The organism is Homoserinibacter sp. YIM 151385 (assembly GCF_027912415.1).
Classification (GTDB): domain Bacteria; phylum Actinomycetota; class Actinomycetes; order Actinomycetales; family Microbacteriaceae; genus Schumannella.
In genome coordinates this window covers 1,215,656-1,229,748 of record NZ_CP115175.1, presented here as the reverse complement: position 1 = coordinate 1,229,748, position 14,093 = coordinate 1,215,656, and the positions used below count along the sequence as shown (strand labels likewise).

Genomic DNA, 14,093 nt, shown 5'->3' with positions numbered 1-14,093 from the left:
TGTCACTCCATGAGACGCGCGGGTCGTGCGCTTCGTTGTGGGGTCGCAGGGTCTTGCAACAATTACGTAATTCCGTAACATTGGGTGAATGGACGAGATCGAGGCGCGCGTCGCCGAGCTGGAGCGACGGCTCGCGGCGCTCGAGGGCACTGCGGCATCCGCCGAGGGGCCGGCCACCGCGACCGCGACCCCTCCCGCGCCGCACGACACGGCATCCCCCGACCCGCTCGACGACGCCTTCTGGGCGCTCAAGGGGCTCAAGTCCCGCATCTCGTCGCCCGGCGCCGTCATGTACCTCGGCGCCGTCGAGCTCGCGGCCGGCCCCGTCGAATGGCAGATGGGGGTGCCGACAGACGCGATCATGGACCGCGACTGGACGGCGCAGGCCGGCGCGCTCGCGGCGCTCGGGCACCCCGTGCGGCTCGCGATCCTCCAGGCCGTCGCGGGCGGCGCCGAGACCACCGCCGAGCTCACCGAGGCGGCCGGGCTCGGCTCGACCGGCCAGCTCTACCACCACCTCTCGCAGCTGCAGGCGCAGGGCTGGCTCGTGCCCTCCGCCCGCGGGCGCACCCGCATCCCGGCCGAGCGCCTCGTGCCGCTGCTCGCGATCCTCGCGGCCTCCGCCTGAGCCCCGCCGCCCCTCGAACCGACCATCCCGACGGAAGGACCATCGTGACCACCCGCAGGACCCGGACCCTCGCCGCCGTGCTCATCGGCGCCGTCACCGCGGCGCTCGCGATCGCGGCCGCCCCGCGACCGCCCGCGCTCTCGGAGGAGGTGACGGGGGATGCCGGCCTCGCCGAGCGCGCCCGGGTCGCCCTCGCCGAGAGCCCCGGCGCGCGTGACGAGCTGATCGTCGTCGAGATCGACGGCGAGACGACCCGCTTCGCCGGGTTCGGCGCCGACGAGTCGACCGAGGTCGAGGTCGGCTCGATCACGAAGACGCTGACCGCGGCGCTCCTCGCCGAGGCCGTCGAGCGCGGCGAGGCGAGGCCCGAGACGCCCGTGGGCGAGCTGCTCGAGCTCGGCGACGCGCCCATCGCGCAGGTGACGCTCGAGGAGCTCGCCTTGCACCGCTCGGGACTCCCGAGCACGGGCGGCGGTCTCGACTCGCTCGGACGCGGCCTCTGGGCGTCGGTGCGGGCGGGCGATCCGTACCCGCAGGCGCCGGACGCCGTCCTGGCGGACGCGCGCGCCGCCTCCCTCGACGGCCGCGGGGAGGTCGCCTACTCGAACATGGGGATGGCGCTGCTCGGGCAGGCGCTCGCCGCCGCGGCGGATGCGGAGTGGTCGGAGCTCGTCGAGGATCGCGTGCTCGGCCCGGCGGGGCTCGACACCGCGAGCGCGCCGACGAGCCCCGAGGACCTCGCGGCCGATGCGCCGCGCGGGCGCACCGGCACCGGCCGCCCGGCCGCGCCGTGGACGCTCGGCAGCTATGCGCCCGCCGGCAGCGTGCGCATGCGCGCCGCCGACCTCGAGGGCTGGGCGCGCGCCATGCTCGAGGCACGCGAGCCGTGGGCCGGGGCCCTCGAGCCGCGCTTCGAGGAGGCGCCGGGGCAGGAGGTCGGCTGGGCCTGGTTCACGACCGAGGTGGAGGGCGCCGAGGGCACCACGGCCGTGACGTGGCACAACGGCGGCACCGGCGGCTATCGCAGCATGCTGGCGCTCGATCGTGAGGCCGGCCGCGCCGTCGCGATCGTCTCGAACACGAGCGCCTCGGTCGATGCCGCCGGCTTCGCGCTCCTGCTGGGCGAGGAGGCGGGCCGATGATCGCCGAGCTGTTCCCCCTCATCCTCCTCGTCATCGCGCTCGGCTTCGCGGGCACCTTCCTCGCGGGGGCGCTCGTCCGGGTCCGCGGCGAGCGGGGCGGCTTCGCCGCCCGCAGCCGGCTCGCCCTCCTCGGCCTCGCGATCGACGCGGCCGCGGCCCTGCTGTTCGCGCGCGAGCTCGCGCCGTGGAGCGCGCTCGTGCCCTGGTGGACCTGGCTCGTGCCCGCGGCGGTCGTCGTCGCCGGCGTCGCGGCGTCCGTCCTCCGCTGGGCGGCGCTGCCGTGGACGAAGCCGGGCGGCCGCCCCGGACTCGAGCGCGCGGGCCTCGCGGCGAACCTCGCCGTGCTCGTCGCGATCGCGCTCATCCTGTACCTGCCCTGAGGCGAGCGCCCCGCGGGCGCCTCAGTAGGATGGCAGGGTACCCCGCACCGAGTCCCCGGAGACCCATGTCTGAGATCACGCCCGAGGTGGTTCGCCACCTCGCCGGCCTCGCCCGCATCGGCCTGAGCGAGGAGGAGATCGAGAGCCTCACGACCGAGCTCGGCTCCATCGTCGACTCGGTCGCGAAGGTGAGCGAGGTGGCGACGCCCGAGGTCCCGGCGACCAGCCACCCCATCCCGCTCGCGAACGTCACCCGCCCCGATGTCCCCGGCGCGACCCTCACGCCCGCGCAGGCCACCGCCGGCGCCCCCGACTCTGACGGCTCGCGCTTCCGCGTCACCGCGATCCTGGGGGAGGAGCAGTGAGCGAGGAGCTGACCCGCCTGAGCGCCGCCGAGCTCTCGGCCGCGCTCGCCGCGAAGGAGGTCTCGAGCGTCGAGGCCACCCGCGCCCACCTCGACCGCATCGCGGCCGTCGACGGCGAGGTGCACGCCTACCTCCACCTCAACGAGAACGCGATGGAGCAGGCGGAGGTCGTCGACGTCCAGCGCGCCGCCGGGCAGGACCTCGGCCCGCTCGCGGGCGTCCCGGTCGCGATCAAGGACGTGCTCTGCACGGTCGACATGCCCTCGACCGCGGGCTCCCGCATCCTCGAGGGCTGGGTGCCGCCGTACGACGCGACGACCGTCCGGAAGCTCCGCGAGGCGGGCCTCGTGCCGCTCGGCAAGACGAACATGGACGAGTTCGCGATGGGCTCCTCCACCGAGCACTCCGCCTACGGGCCGACCCGGAACCCCTGGGATCTGGGTCGCATCCCCGGTGGATCCGGTGGCGGCTCGGCGGCGGCCGTCGCGGCCTTCGAGGCCCCGCTCGCGCTCGGCTCCGACACGGGCGGGTCCATCCGCCAGCCGGCCGCCGTCACGGGCTCCGTCGGCGTGAAGCCGACCTACGGCGGCGTCTCGCGCTACGGCGCGATCGCGCTCGCCTCCTCCCTCGACCAGATCGGGCCGGTGTCGCGCACGGTGCTCGACGCGGGCCTGCTCCACGACGTCATCGGCGGGCACGACCCGCGCGACTCGACGTCCCTCACCGACACCTGGCCGTCGTTCGCGGATGCGGCGCGGGCCGGGCAGCGCGAGGGCGCCCTCAGGGGCGTCCGCGTCGGCGTCGTGTCCGAGCTCGCGGGCGGCGAGGGCTTCCAGCCGGGCGTCCTCGAGCGCTTCCGCGAGGCGCTCGCCGTGCTCGAGGCGCAGGGCGCCGAGCTCGTCGAGGTCAGCGCGCCGAGCTTCGAGTACGCGATCAGCGCGTATTACCTGATCCTCCCCGCGGAGGCCTCCTCGAACCTCGCCAAGTTCGACTCAGTGCGCTTCGGGCTCCGCGTGACGCCCGAGGGCGGCGGGACGGTCGAGGACGTCATGGCCGCGACCCGCGAGGCCGGCTTCGGCCCCGAGGTGAAGCGCCGCATCATCCTCGGCACCTACGCGCTCTCGGCGGGCTACTACGACGCCTACTACGGCTCGGCGCAGAAGGTCCGCACGCTCATCCAGCGCGACTTCTCGCGCATCTTCGAGGGCGTCGACGTCATGGTGTCGCCCTCCGCGCCGACGACCGCCTTCGAGCTCGGCGCGAAGCTCGACGACCCGCTCGCGATGTACCTCAACGACCTGACGACGATCCCCGCGAACCTGGCGGGCGTCCCGGGCATCTCGCTCCCCATCGGCCTGGCGCCGGAGGACGGGCTGCCGGTCGGCATCCAGTTCATGGCGCCCGCCCGCGAGGATGCGCGCCTGTACACGGTGGGCGCGGCCCTCGAGCAGGCGCTCGAGGCGCAGTGGGGCGGCTCGCTGCTCGCGACGGCGCCGGCGCTGTAGGGCCCGCCTCGCTACCGACCCGCGGGCACCGCGCCGAGCGCCGCGTCCACGAGCACGGCCGCCGCATCCCGCGCCTGGGCCGCCGCATCCGGCGTGCCCGCGATCGCGGCCGTGGTCTGCGCGCCCTCCGCGAGGATCGAGAGCTGGGGCGCGAGGGATGCCGGTGCCCCGGCCCGGCGGACCAGCTCGGCGGTGGTCGCCTGGAAGTCGCGCTTGTGCTCGCGCGCGATCTCGGCGAGGCGCGGGGAGACGGCGCCGAGCTCCGCGAAGGTGTTGATGAAGGCGCAGCCGCGGAACTCCGGGTCGCAGAACCACTGCCCGAGGACGTCGTAGACGGCGAGGAGCTGCTCGCGCGGGGTCGCGGCGGCGGCGACGGCGGCATCCAGCCCCTCGACCCAGGCGCGGTGCCGGGCCGCGAGGACCGCCACGATGATGTCCTCCTTGGAGGGGTACAGCTGGTAGAGCCGCTTGAGGGAGACGCCGGCGGCGGTGCGGAGCTCGTCCATCCCGACGCTCTGGACGCCGCGCGCGTTGTAGAGGCGGTCGGCCGCCTCGAGGATCGCGACCTTGGCGTCTGCTGTCATGCCCCCGAGTGTAGTTGATCGAGAACGGACGTTCTCGTAGGCTGTCGGGCAGAGTGAGAACGAACGTTCTCCCGCGACCCGGAGGAGCAGATCATCATGACGTCCATCACGGTCGGCGAGTCGGACGGCGCACCCGTCGAGCTCGCCTACGACGACCAGGGGCAGGGCCAGCCGGTCGTGCTCATCCACGGCTACCCGCTGAACGGCGACTCCTGGTCGGCGCAGCGGACGGCGCTGCTCGACGCGGGATTCCGCGTCATCACCTACGACCGGCGCGGCTTCGGCGACTCGACGAAGACCGAGTCCGGCTACGACTACGACACCTTCGCCGCCGACCTGAGCGGGCTCCTCGAGGGGCTCGATCTGCACGACGTCGTCCTCGTCGGCTTCTCGATGGGCACGGGCGAGGTCGCCCGCTACCTCTCGACCTACGGCTCCGGTCGCGTCGCCAAGGCCGCCTTCCTCGGCTCGCTCGAGCCCGCCCTCCAGAAGTCGGAGGACAACCCCGACGGCGCGATCGACCAGGACTTCATCGACTCCTCGATCGAGCAGGTGAAGGCCGACCGCGAGGCGTGGTTCGACGGCTTCTTCGGCGACTTCTACAACCTCGACGAGAACCTCGGCTCGCGCCTCTCGCAGGAGCAGCTCGACGAGTCGAAGCGCGTCGCGCAGCAGTCCGGCCAGACGGCCGCCTGGGCCGCGGTGCCGACGTGGGGCACCGACTTCCGCGCCGACATCCCGAAGATCGACGTGCCGGCGCTGATCCTCCACGGCACCGCCGACAACATCCTCCCGATCGACGCGACCGCGCGCCGCTTCACGGAGGCGCTGCCGTCGGCCGAGTACGTCGAGATCGAGGGCGCCCCCCACGGCCTCCTCGCGACGCACGCCGACGAGGTGAACCAGGCGCTGCTCGCCTTCGTGCGCTGAGCCGCCCGTCGCGCTCACGGCCCCGGCCTCGCGGATCGACTCCGCGCGGCCGGGGCCGCGGCGTCTGCCGGAACGGTGCGGGATGCGGCGACCGACCGCGCGGACGGCGCGTGACGCGCAGGCGCCCGGCCTGGCAGGATTCGCTCATCGGCGCCGAGACCCCCGGCGCCCGCGTCGCATCCGCCCCCAGGAGGACCGCCCATGGCACCCGAGCCCGCCGACGCCGCCACGGCATCCACCCTGCCTGGTCGCGGCCCGCGCCTTCGCCTGGCGACCATGCGCCCGCGCGATCCGGAGGAGCCGGGCCGCACCGCCTCCCCGCTCGAACTGTTCTTCGATCTGGTGTTCGTGGTGGCGGTGAGCATCGCCGCCGTGAACCTCCACCACGAGCTCACCGCGGGGCACGTGCTCGACGGGGTGCTCAGCTTCGCGATGGTGTTCTTCGCGATCTGGTGGGCGTGGATGAACTTCACCTGGTTCGCGACCTCCTTCGCCGTCGACGACTGGCTGTACCGGGTGCTGACCTTCGTGCAGATGAGCGGGGTGCTCGTGCTCGCGGCGGGGATCGCGGCCGCTTTCGAGGAGCGCGACTTCCGCATCATGATCGTCGGGTACGTCGTGATGCGCGTCGCGATGGTCGCCCAATGGCTGCGGGCGGCGCACCGCGGCGGCGAGCTGCGCCGCACCGCGCAGCGCTACGCGATCGGCATCGCCGCCGTGCAGATCCTCTGGCTGCTGACGCCGCTCCTGCCGGGGGAGCTGTTCGTGCCGGTCTTCGCGGTGCTGGTGCTCGCCGAGCTGTCGGTGCCGCTCATCGCGGAGCGAGCCGTCAGGACGACGTGGCACCCGCACCACATCACCGAGCGCTACGGGCTCTTCACGCTGATCCTCCTCGGCGAGAGCCTCCTCGCCTCCGCGAACGCGATCATCGAGGCCCTCCACAGCGGGGAGGAGCTGGCGCCGCTCATCTCCATCGCGGTGCTCACCGTCGTCGTCACCGCGGGACTCTGGTGGGTCTACTTCTGGCCGCCCCACCACCGCGCCATCACGAGCTTCGCCAGCTCGCTCCGCTACGGCTACACGCACTTCGTCGTCTTCGCCGCCGCCGGTGCCTTCTCGGCGGGCATCGAGGTCGAGATCGACGTCATCACCGACCACAGCGAGCTCTCGCCCACGTTCGCCTCCTTCACCGTGACCGTGCCGATCGCGCTGTTCATGCTCGGGATCTGGTGGATCGCGATCCGCCAGAACGCGGACCGGCTCGTCAACGTGGTCGTGCCGCTGGGCGCGCTGCTCGTGCTCCTCGACCCGGTGCTGCCGATCCCCTTCGCGGTGACGGCGCTCATCGTGGTGGCGGTCGTCGCGGTGCTCGTGGTGCGGGCGCCGGTGGGGGAGGGCGCGCGGGATCACTGACCGGCCTGTGGAGAGATCGCTCGGGAGGAGGACCGGGCGGTCTACGGTTCGGGTATGCCCGTTCGCCGAGTCGCGCTTTCGCTCGCATCACTGAGTTCCGTTATCGCCCTGGCGGCGTGCACGCCGTCGCCTCCGACGGACCCGATCCCAGTTCCGAGCGAGACGGTCTCGGTGATCGAGATTGAAACCGAGGAACAGGCACTAAAGGCAGCCGTCCAGTCGTATGAGCGGTTTCTGGAAACCTCAAGCTTGATCCTTCATGACGGCGGGAAGGACCCTGAGCGCATCGACGCGGTTGCAGGCGAGCCCCTATCCGATCAGGAAAAGCTCGGCTTCCAGCGAGCGCGAGAGAACGACTGGAGATCGACCGGCTACTCCTCCGTCACGAACGCGACCTTGCATGAGACGTCAGTCATCGCGGGCAAAGACTTGGAGATCCGCCTGCTGATGTGTGTGGACTACTCGAATACGGATGTGCTCGATGTGAACGGATCGTCCGTGGTGGAGGGCGATGGGCCGCGGATGGTTGCGCGTGCGGTGGCCTTCCGGCTCGTCAATGGCGAGCTGCTCCCGGTTGAGTCAAACCGCAGCGACAGGAGGCCCACTTGCGTGCGATGACGGTCGCGGCGCTACTGCTACTCGCCGCCTCGGCGCCGAATGATGACGGGCTATCCGCGAGCACCAACGAAGGCGGTGACTCGGTGGTCATCAGCGATTCTGAACGTGCCGATTGGAATCCAGCCGAGTCGGGTCCGCCTCCGTCTCCGCCTCCGCGCGACATCAACGACCCGAACTGTTACGACGACCCGGACCCCATGCGCGTCTGCCGCGATGACTATCACGTGACCGCGCCTGTCACTGCCCGCGACATCGCCGCCTTCACACCCGACCGCCCGGCGGCCGCATCCGAGCCCCGCACCTGGGCGATCGTGCGCACGCCCGCGAACTTCGTCGGCGATGCGTCCCGCCACGTCGAGACCGGCGAGCTGCTCGATCAGCCCGCCGAGGTCCGCTTCGAGCCGGCGGCGTATTACTGGAGCTACGGCGACGGCACGGAGCGCACGACGAGGGCCGGCGGCGCCACCTGGGACGCCCTCGACCGCCCCGACTTCTCGGAGACACCGACGAGCCACGAGTACGCGCGATCCGGCACCTACACGGTGCGGCTCGTCGTCGAATACTCCGCCGAGTACCGCGTGGCTGGCGCCGGCTGGGTGCCCGTGATCGGCACCGTCAGGTCGGCCGCGCCGCCGTTGCAGCTTCGGGTGGCATCCGTCGACACGGTGCTGGTCGACCGCGACTGCCGGGAGAATCCTCGCGGCCCGGGCTGCTGACTAGACTCGTCGGGTGGCAAAGGCACCCCTCATGGACTTCGACAAGGCCCTCGAGCTGTACGAGCCGGTGCTCGGCTTCGAGGTGCACGTCGAGCTCTCGACCGCGACGAAGATGTTCAGCGACGCCCCGAACCCGGCGGCGCCCGGCGGGCACGGCGCCGAGCCGAACACGCAGATCACCCCGGTCGACCTCGGCCTCCCGGGCTCGCTGCCGGTCGTGAACGAGCAGGCGGTCAAGTACTCGATCTCGCTGGGCCTCGCGCTCGGCTGCTCGATCGCGGAGTCCTCGCGTTTCGCCCGCAAGAACTACTTCTACCCGGACCTCGCGAAGAACTACCAGATCAGCCAGTTCGACGAGCCGATCGCCTTCGAGGGCTCCGTCGAGGTGGAACTCGAAGACGGCACCGCCTTCACCATCCCCATCGAGCGCGCGCACATGGAGGAGGACGCCGGCAAGCTCACGCACGTCGGCGGTTCGACTGGTCGCATCCAGGGCGCCGAGTACTCGCTCGTCGACTACAACCGCGCCGGCGTCCCGCTGGTCGAGATCGTGACGAAGCCGATCGTCGGCGCCGAGGGCCGCGCCCCCGAGCTCGGCAAGGCCTACGTCTCGACGATCCGCGACATCGTCCGCTCGCTCGGCATCTCCGAGGCGCGCATGGACCGCGGCAACCTCCGCTGCGACGCGAACGTCTCCCTCCGCCCGCGCGGCCAGGAGAAGTTCGGCACCCGCACCGAGACGAAGAACGTGAACTCCTTCCGCGCCGTCGAGCGCGCCGTCCGCTACGAGATCCAGCGCCAGGCGCACATCCTCAGCCAGGGCGGCACGATCACCCAGGAGACCCGCCACTGGCACGAGGACACCGGCACCACCTCGCCCGGTCGCCCCAAGTCGGATGCGGACGACTACCGCTACTTCCCCGAGCCCGACCTCCTGCCGGTGCAGCCGAGCGCCGAGCTCGTCGAGACGCTCCGCGCAGCGCTCCCCGAGGCGCCCTCCGCGCACCGCCGCCGCCTCAAGGAGGCGTGGGGCTTCACCGACGCGGAGTTCCGGGATGTCGTCAACGGCGGCCTCCTCGTCGAGGTCGAGGAGACGGTCGCCGCCGGCGGCGCGCCCGCCCAGGCCCGCAAGTGGTGGACGGGCGAGATCACCCGCATCGCGAACGCCACCTCGGCGGAGCCCGCATCGCTGATCGCCCCGCTGCACGTCTCCGAGCTGATCGCACTCGTCGAGTCCGGCACCCTCACCGACCGTCTGGCCCGTCAGGTGCTCGAGGGCGTCATCGCCGGCGAGGGCCGCCCGGACGATGTGGTCGCCGCCCGCGGTCTCGCCGTCGTCTCCGACGACACCGCGCTCCTCGCCGCGATCGACGAGGCCCTCGCCTCCCAGCCCGATGTCCTCGCGAAGATCAAGGACGGCAAGGTCCAGGCCGCCGGCGCCATCATCGGCGCCGTCATGAAGGCCATGAAGGGCCAGGCCGACGCGGCCCGCGTGCGCGAGCTGGTGCTGGAGCGTGCGACGCAGTAAGGGTCACTCATGGGTGGAGGGCATCTGTCTCACGCTGATCTGACCTCGGTCGAACGCGAACTGGTCGATCAGATTCAAAAGCTGGGCGGAGCGCGATCGCGAGCTCAGGCGCCCGTTCGGTCGGATGTGTTGCTCCAGATCGTGACTCAAACTGGCCCCGTTGGAGCCGCTCTCAGCGGTTGGCGTCGGATCTCGCTCGAGAACCTAGTTTTCCGGGAGGCCGTCGATCTCGCTGACTCGATTTCTCAAGCTGCGGTCACATTCAAGAACTGCAAGTTCGTGAGTCCGGAGGTGTCTCTGGATCTTGCAAGGGGCACAGCGCGGAACCTGCGCTTCCTAAGTTGTCAGTTTGTGGGAACCGCGAGGCTCGACGCGCTGGTGCTCACGTCGGACCTCCTGTTCGAGGACTGCTTCTTCGGTTCAGAACTCGTGCTGAACGGCGCTCAGGTGGCAGGACGAGTCCATCTCAGTGAGTGCCACATCTGGCGGGATCTAGCCATGGATGGCATCCATGTAGTGGGGCCAATCGCCCTAGATGGCGTCTACGCGTCGACTATCTTGGCACGACACCTTTTCGCAGAGGCACCGCTTTCGGTGCGACGTAGTGTATTCGGGTGGGGTCATGCAGTTCGGGACTCGTCGAACACTACGCCCGTGGGGATGCTGTTCGACCTTGCCCGAGTTGAATCGACGTTATTTCTCGGTCCCGGATTGCAAGTATCCGGCGCAGCGGTCATCTCAGGACTGAGATGTAACGGCTCTGTCCTTATCGACGGCCTCAGTTGTTCGCATGGATTGCGTGGGCAACGAGCGAAAGTCGATGGGGCTATTTCCATCCAGAACTCTCACGTAGCGGCCGGACTGGAGTTGGCGGCGTCGCAGTGCGAGCGCATCGAAGTCCGCGACACAGATATCGGGGCGGAGCCTGGGGCGGGCATGAGGGCGCTAACCGGCGACGGCCTGGAAATCGCCACAGACCTACGACTAGGGCCCGGGCTCAGGGCGGCTGGCGAGGTTCGATTGCTTGGCAGCTCAGTCGGCGGTCAATTGCACCTAGTTGGTCACGTCGGTGAATCAGCCTACGTCAATGCGGAGTCGGTTTCGGTCGCCGATGCGACATTCCTGGATGTAATTGATCCGAAGTCGCAATATCACTTCGCCAGGGCCGATCTCGGGACAGTCACTGTCGATTTCGCTAACCTCCCTCAGATATGCCTTACGCGGGCGACATACGTCGCAATCACGAACGACGCGGGTGACGTTCTCCCTGCAGCCCTCGCCATGCGGCTGCTGGCGAGCAACTTTGGCTCCTTCTCGACCTCTCCCTACCGGTACATGGCTGCTCAAATGCGCGCACACGGCGACCCCGCTGGAGCCAGAGTTCTGGCGATCGGCGGCGAGGACGCGCTCAGGGCCCGCGCTAGCAGACTTCGCCGCTATCTCGGCTGGATCCCCAAGTATGTGAGTGGTTACGGATACGATCCGGTTCGCGCGCTCTGGACGCTGATCGGCCTCGTCATCGCGAGCTCGATAGTGTTCGGAGCGCTGTACAACGGTGAAGTATTTTGGATGCCCGTATGGTCGGTCGACTCCAACGAGCAGTTCGGGTCTACTACGGATCGAGGGTTGTTCAATCCAGTGGCGTTTGCATTCGCTGCACTCCTGCCCGGGAGCGAATGGCTCACATCGTGGCAACCTGTATCGGTGTTGGCCGAGGTGGTAACGCTCGCAGTTCGCCTCGCAGGTTGGATCGTGGCGACGATTCTGATCGCGGGGATCACCACACGACTCGTGAGGTCCGACATCGACGGTCGCGCACCGTGAGGTTACTCCTCTGAGGCGCCCGCTCGAGCATCACTCTTCACGACCCGCACCGCGAACCGCTCGAAGTCCGCCGTCACCGCCGGCGCCGCCCCACCACCCGCATACAGCCCGATCCGCGGCTCGGCGTCCGCCGGCAGCGTCCACACCGCGCCCCAGCGCCAGTGCTTCCCGTCCGTCGACGACGCGGCCCGGTAGTTCTGGAGACCATCCGAACCGGTCGTCTTGAGGATGCGCAGGTGCATGGTCGAGGCGGTCGGCCCGCCGATCCAGCTGCCGCGGTCGAGGCGCGGCGTGCCGTCGGCGGCCGGTGCGCCCGGCCGCTCGACGAACCACTCGACGACCCGCGAGGTCCCGAGCGCGACCTGGCCGAGGCGGAGGAAGTCGTCGTCGTCGACGTGCACGACGAGGCCCGCCTGCTGGAAGTTGCGCACGGTGTCCTCGCCGAGGTCGAGCGTGAACGAGGTCTCCATCGCCCAGTCGCCGTCGGGTGCATCGCGGAGCAGCAGCGTGCTCGTGTCGTCCTCGCCCGACGACAGGTCGTCGGCGCCGAGCGGCCATCGGAGGGCGCCGTCCGTGACCTCGACCGAGTCGTCCGGGTTCACGAGCTCCCAGCCGCGGCCGAGCGCGGATGCGGGGCCCGGACGATCGAACGACTCCGTGAACGTCGCCTTCCCGACCCGCGGGTCGGGCACGACCTTCGAGACGAGCGCGGCCGCAGGCGCGACCGACACGTTGTCGACCTCGAGCGCACCACCCCAGCTGCCGAGTACGAGCGCACCCGAGCCGCCGCGAGCCTTGCCCGAGACCTGCGCCGCCGGGTTCCCCAGCCGCGACTCCGACACCTCCGCCGTGACGCGGCCGTCGCGCACCTCCACCGAGAGCGACAGCCACTCCTCAAGCGAGAGGCGAGCCGGAACCTCCGCGCGATCCACGATCCGCGTCCCGCTCCGCAGCACCAGCTCGTGACGCTTCGCATCGAGGCACGCGGTCACGCCCGACGTGATGCCGGTGCCGAGCCCCGCGCAGCCGAGCCGGGCACCCGGGCCGAGGCGCACATCCGCCTCGACCCGCGCGTCCCCCCGGACCTTCCCGCGTGACACCGCCGCCGCGACGCCGAGCCGCCCCGGCGCGAGCACGCCGGTCTCGCCGGCATCCGCCGTCGCATCCTCGCCGACCGTCCACGAGCCCGAGAGGGCGCGGATGCCGCGATCGGATGCGGGGGAGTCCGCCGAGATCCCGAGCGAGCCCGCGGTCACCGGCGCGGCCGTCTCGCCGCTGCTCGGGCCGGCACCCGCGTTGACGACCGGCCAGCCGTCCACCCAGTCGAGGCGGTCGATGAGCGTGGGGCGGCGGTTGATGCCGCCCGGCTCGTTCAGCCACGGGTCGGCGGTGTCGATGCCGTGGTACACGATCCAGTCCTGCCCGGCGAGGTCGGTGACGACCGCGTGGTGGCCGATCCCGACCCACTCGTTGCCGTTCTGCTGCAGCACCTGCGTGCCGCCGGCGCGAGAGACATCCAACCGCACGCCCTCGCGGTCGACGAAGGGCCCGCGCGGGTCGGTCGAGCGCCCGACGAAGACGCTGTAGCCGGCGGTCGGGCCGTTGCAGCACGCGGCAGACGACAGCTGGAGGTAGTAGTAGCCGTCGCGCTCGGTCACGTAGGCGCCCTCGTAGCGGTCCATCGAGCCGACGAGCGTCGGCTCGCCGACCGCCTCGCGGCCGGTCTCATCGAGCTCGACGACCGAGACGCCGCCGTTGAAGCCGCCGTAGTAGAGGAACAGCCGCCCGTCCTCGGTCGCGAGCAGCGCCGGATCGATCGTGTTCGCCCAGGTGCCGTCGCCTCCCGTGCCGGGCACCCGGCTCGGCTCGACCACGGGCGCATCGGTGGGCGTCCATGGCCCCGCCGCCGTGGGGGCGCTCGCCATGCCGATCGCGAAGTCCTGCCCCTCGTTCGCCGCGGTGTCGGTGACGGTGAAGTACATGACGTACTCCTCGCCGATTCGGCGCACGTCCGGCGCCCAGAAGAGGGAGCCCTCGGCCGCCCAGGCCGGGACGTCATCCTCGTCGAAGACGGTGCCGAGGTACTCCCACTCGACCATGTCCCGGCTGCGGGCCTGGTGCATGATCCCGAACTCGCCGCCCTCCACGAGCGGGTCGCTCGTCGCGTAGAGGTACCACCAGCCGTCGCGCCCGCGGATGATCACCGGGTCGGCGTAGGTGTCGGAGAAGCCGTCGGTGATCGGGTTCTCGTAGGTGCCGGACTCCGCCGGGGCGGCGGGTGGCGCGGCGGATGGTGCGGCGGCCGTCGCGGCGGGGGAGGCGGCGGCCGGGAGCGGCGCGAGCGTCACCGCGAGCAGGGCCGCGGCTCCCGCGGCGATGAGTCCTCTGGTCGACATGGGGTCTCCTCGAGTCGTTACAACGTTGTAGCGAATGCCTCGACCGTAACCCGGACCCGGCCCG

General features: G+C 70.9%; 13 protein-coding genes. 11 read left to right on the top strand and 2 right to left on the bottom strand.

Translation table 11 applies throughout. The annotated features are described in order from the left end of the window. Window positions 1-88 precede the first annotated feature (88 nt). The 5 genes from OF852_RS06015 to gatA all read left to right on the top strand — a co-directional run bounded on the left by OF852_RS06015 (window position 89) and on the right by gatA (window position 4,020). Window positions 89-628: an ArsR/SmtB family transcription factor gene (locus OF852_RS06015; protein ID WP_271120892.1), complete on the top strand. Its 540-nt coding sequence runs from the start codon at window positions 89-91 to the stop codon at window positions 626-628. 44 nt (window positions 629-672) lie between these two features. Then, window positions 673-1,770, top strand: coding sequence for a serine hydrolase domain-containing protein (locus tag OF852_RS06010; RefSeq protein WP_271120891.1), 1,098 nt, complete (start codon window positions 673-675; stop codon window positions 1,768-1,770). Further along, window positions 1,767-2,150, top strand: a complete 384-nt coding sequence (locus OF852_RS06005; RefSeq protein WP_271120890.1) for a hypothetical protein — start codon at window positions 1,767-1,769, stop codon at window positions 2,148-2,150. The genes OF852_RS06010 and OF852_RS06005 overlap by 4 nt, the downstream gene beginning before the upstream one ends. Before the next feature lie 65 nt (window positions 2,151-2,215). Continuing rightward, entirely contained in the window at window positions 2,216-2,515 is a 300-nt protein-coding gene (gatC, locus tag OF852_RS06000) for an Asp-tRNA(Asn)/Glu-tRNA(Gln) amidotransferase subunit GatC (protein ID WP_271120889.1), read from the top strand. Next, a complete protein-coding gene (gene gatA / locus OF852_RS05995) occupies window positions 2,512-4,020 on the top strand; it encodes an Asp-tRNA(Asn)/Glu-tRNA(Gln) amidotransferase subunit GatA (protein WP_271120888.1) in 1,509 nt (502 codons plus the stop codon). Before gatC ends, gatA begins: the two co-directional genes overlap by 4 nt. 11 nt (window positions 4,021-4,031) lie before the next feature. On the opposite strand, the gene OF852_RS05990 is transcribed toward gatA, so the two are convergent. After that, window positions 4,032-4,604: a TetR/AcrR family transcriptional regulator gene (locus OF852_RS05990; protein WP_271120887.1), complete on the bottom strand. Its 573-nt coding sequence runs from the start codon at window positions 4,602-4,604 to the stop codon at window positions 4,032-4,034. Window positions 4,605-4,700: 96 nt separating this feature from the next. Between OF852_RS05990 and OF852_RS05985 the strand changes: the two genes are divergently transcribed. From OF852_RS05985 to OF852_RS05960, 6 genes are all read left to right on the top strand, one after another. Further along, on the top strand, window positions 4,701-5,534 hold the full coding sequence (locus tag OF852_RS05985; RefSeq protein WP_271120886.1) for an alpha/beta fold hydrolase: 834 nt from the start codon (window positions 4,701-4,703) through the stop codon (window positions 5,532-5,534). Window positions 5,535-5,735: 201 nt separating this feature from the next. Then, entirely contained in the window at window positions 5,736-6,947 is a 1,212-nt protein-coding gene (locus tag OF852_RS05980; protein ID WP_271120885.1) for a low temperature requirement protein A, read from the top strand. A gap of 171 nt (window positions 6,948-7,118) precedes the next feature. Continuing rightward, window positions 7,119-7,565, top strand: coding sequence for a hypothetical protein (locus OF852_RS05975; protein ID WP_271120884.1), 447 nt, complete (start codon window positions 7,119-7,121; stop codon window positions 7,563-7,565). After that, complete coding sequence (locus OF852_RS05970; protein WP_271120883.1) at window positions 7,562-8,281, top strand: PKD domain-containing protein; 720 nt, start codon at window positions 7,562-7,564, stop codon at window positions 8,279-8,281. Before OF852_RS05975 ends, OF852_RS05970 begins: the two co-directional genes overlap by 4 nt. A gap of 13 nt (window positions 8,282-8,294) precedes the next feature. After that, window positions 8,295-9,809, top strand: coding sequence for an Asp-tRNA(Asn)/Glu-tRNA(Gln) amidotransferase subunit GatB (gene gatB, locus OF852_RS05965; protein ID WP_271120882.1), 1,515 nt, complete (start codon window positions 8,295-8,297; stop codon window positions 9,807-9,809). A gap of 129 nt (window positions 9,810-9,938) precedes the next feature. Continuing rightward, window positions 9,939-11,633 (top strand): hypothetical protein, encoded by a 1,695-nt coding sequence (locus OF852_RS05960; RefSeq protein ID WP_271120881.1) that lies wholly within the window; start codon window positions 9,939-9,941, stop codon window positions 11,631-11,633. Window positions 11,634-11,635: 2 nt separating this feature from the next. On the opposite strand, the gene OF852_RS05955 is transcribed toward OF852_RS05960, so the two are convergent. Beyond that, window positions 11,636-14,029: a family 43 glycosylhydrolase gene (locus OF852_RS05955; RefSeq protein ID WP_271120880.1), complete on the bottom strand. Its 2,394-nt coding sequence runs from the start codon at window positions 14,027-14,029 to the stop codon at window positions 11,636-11,638. Between the last annotated feature and the right edge of the window lie 64 nt (window positions 14,030-14,093).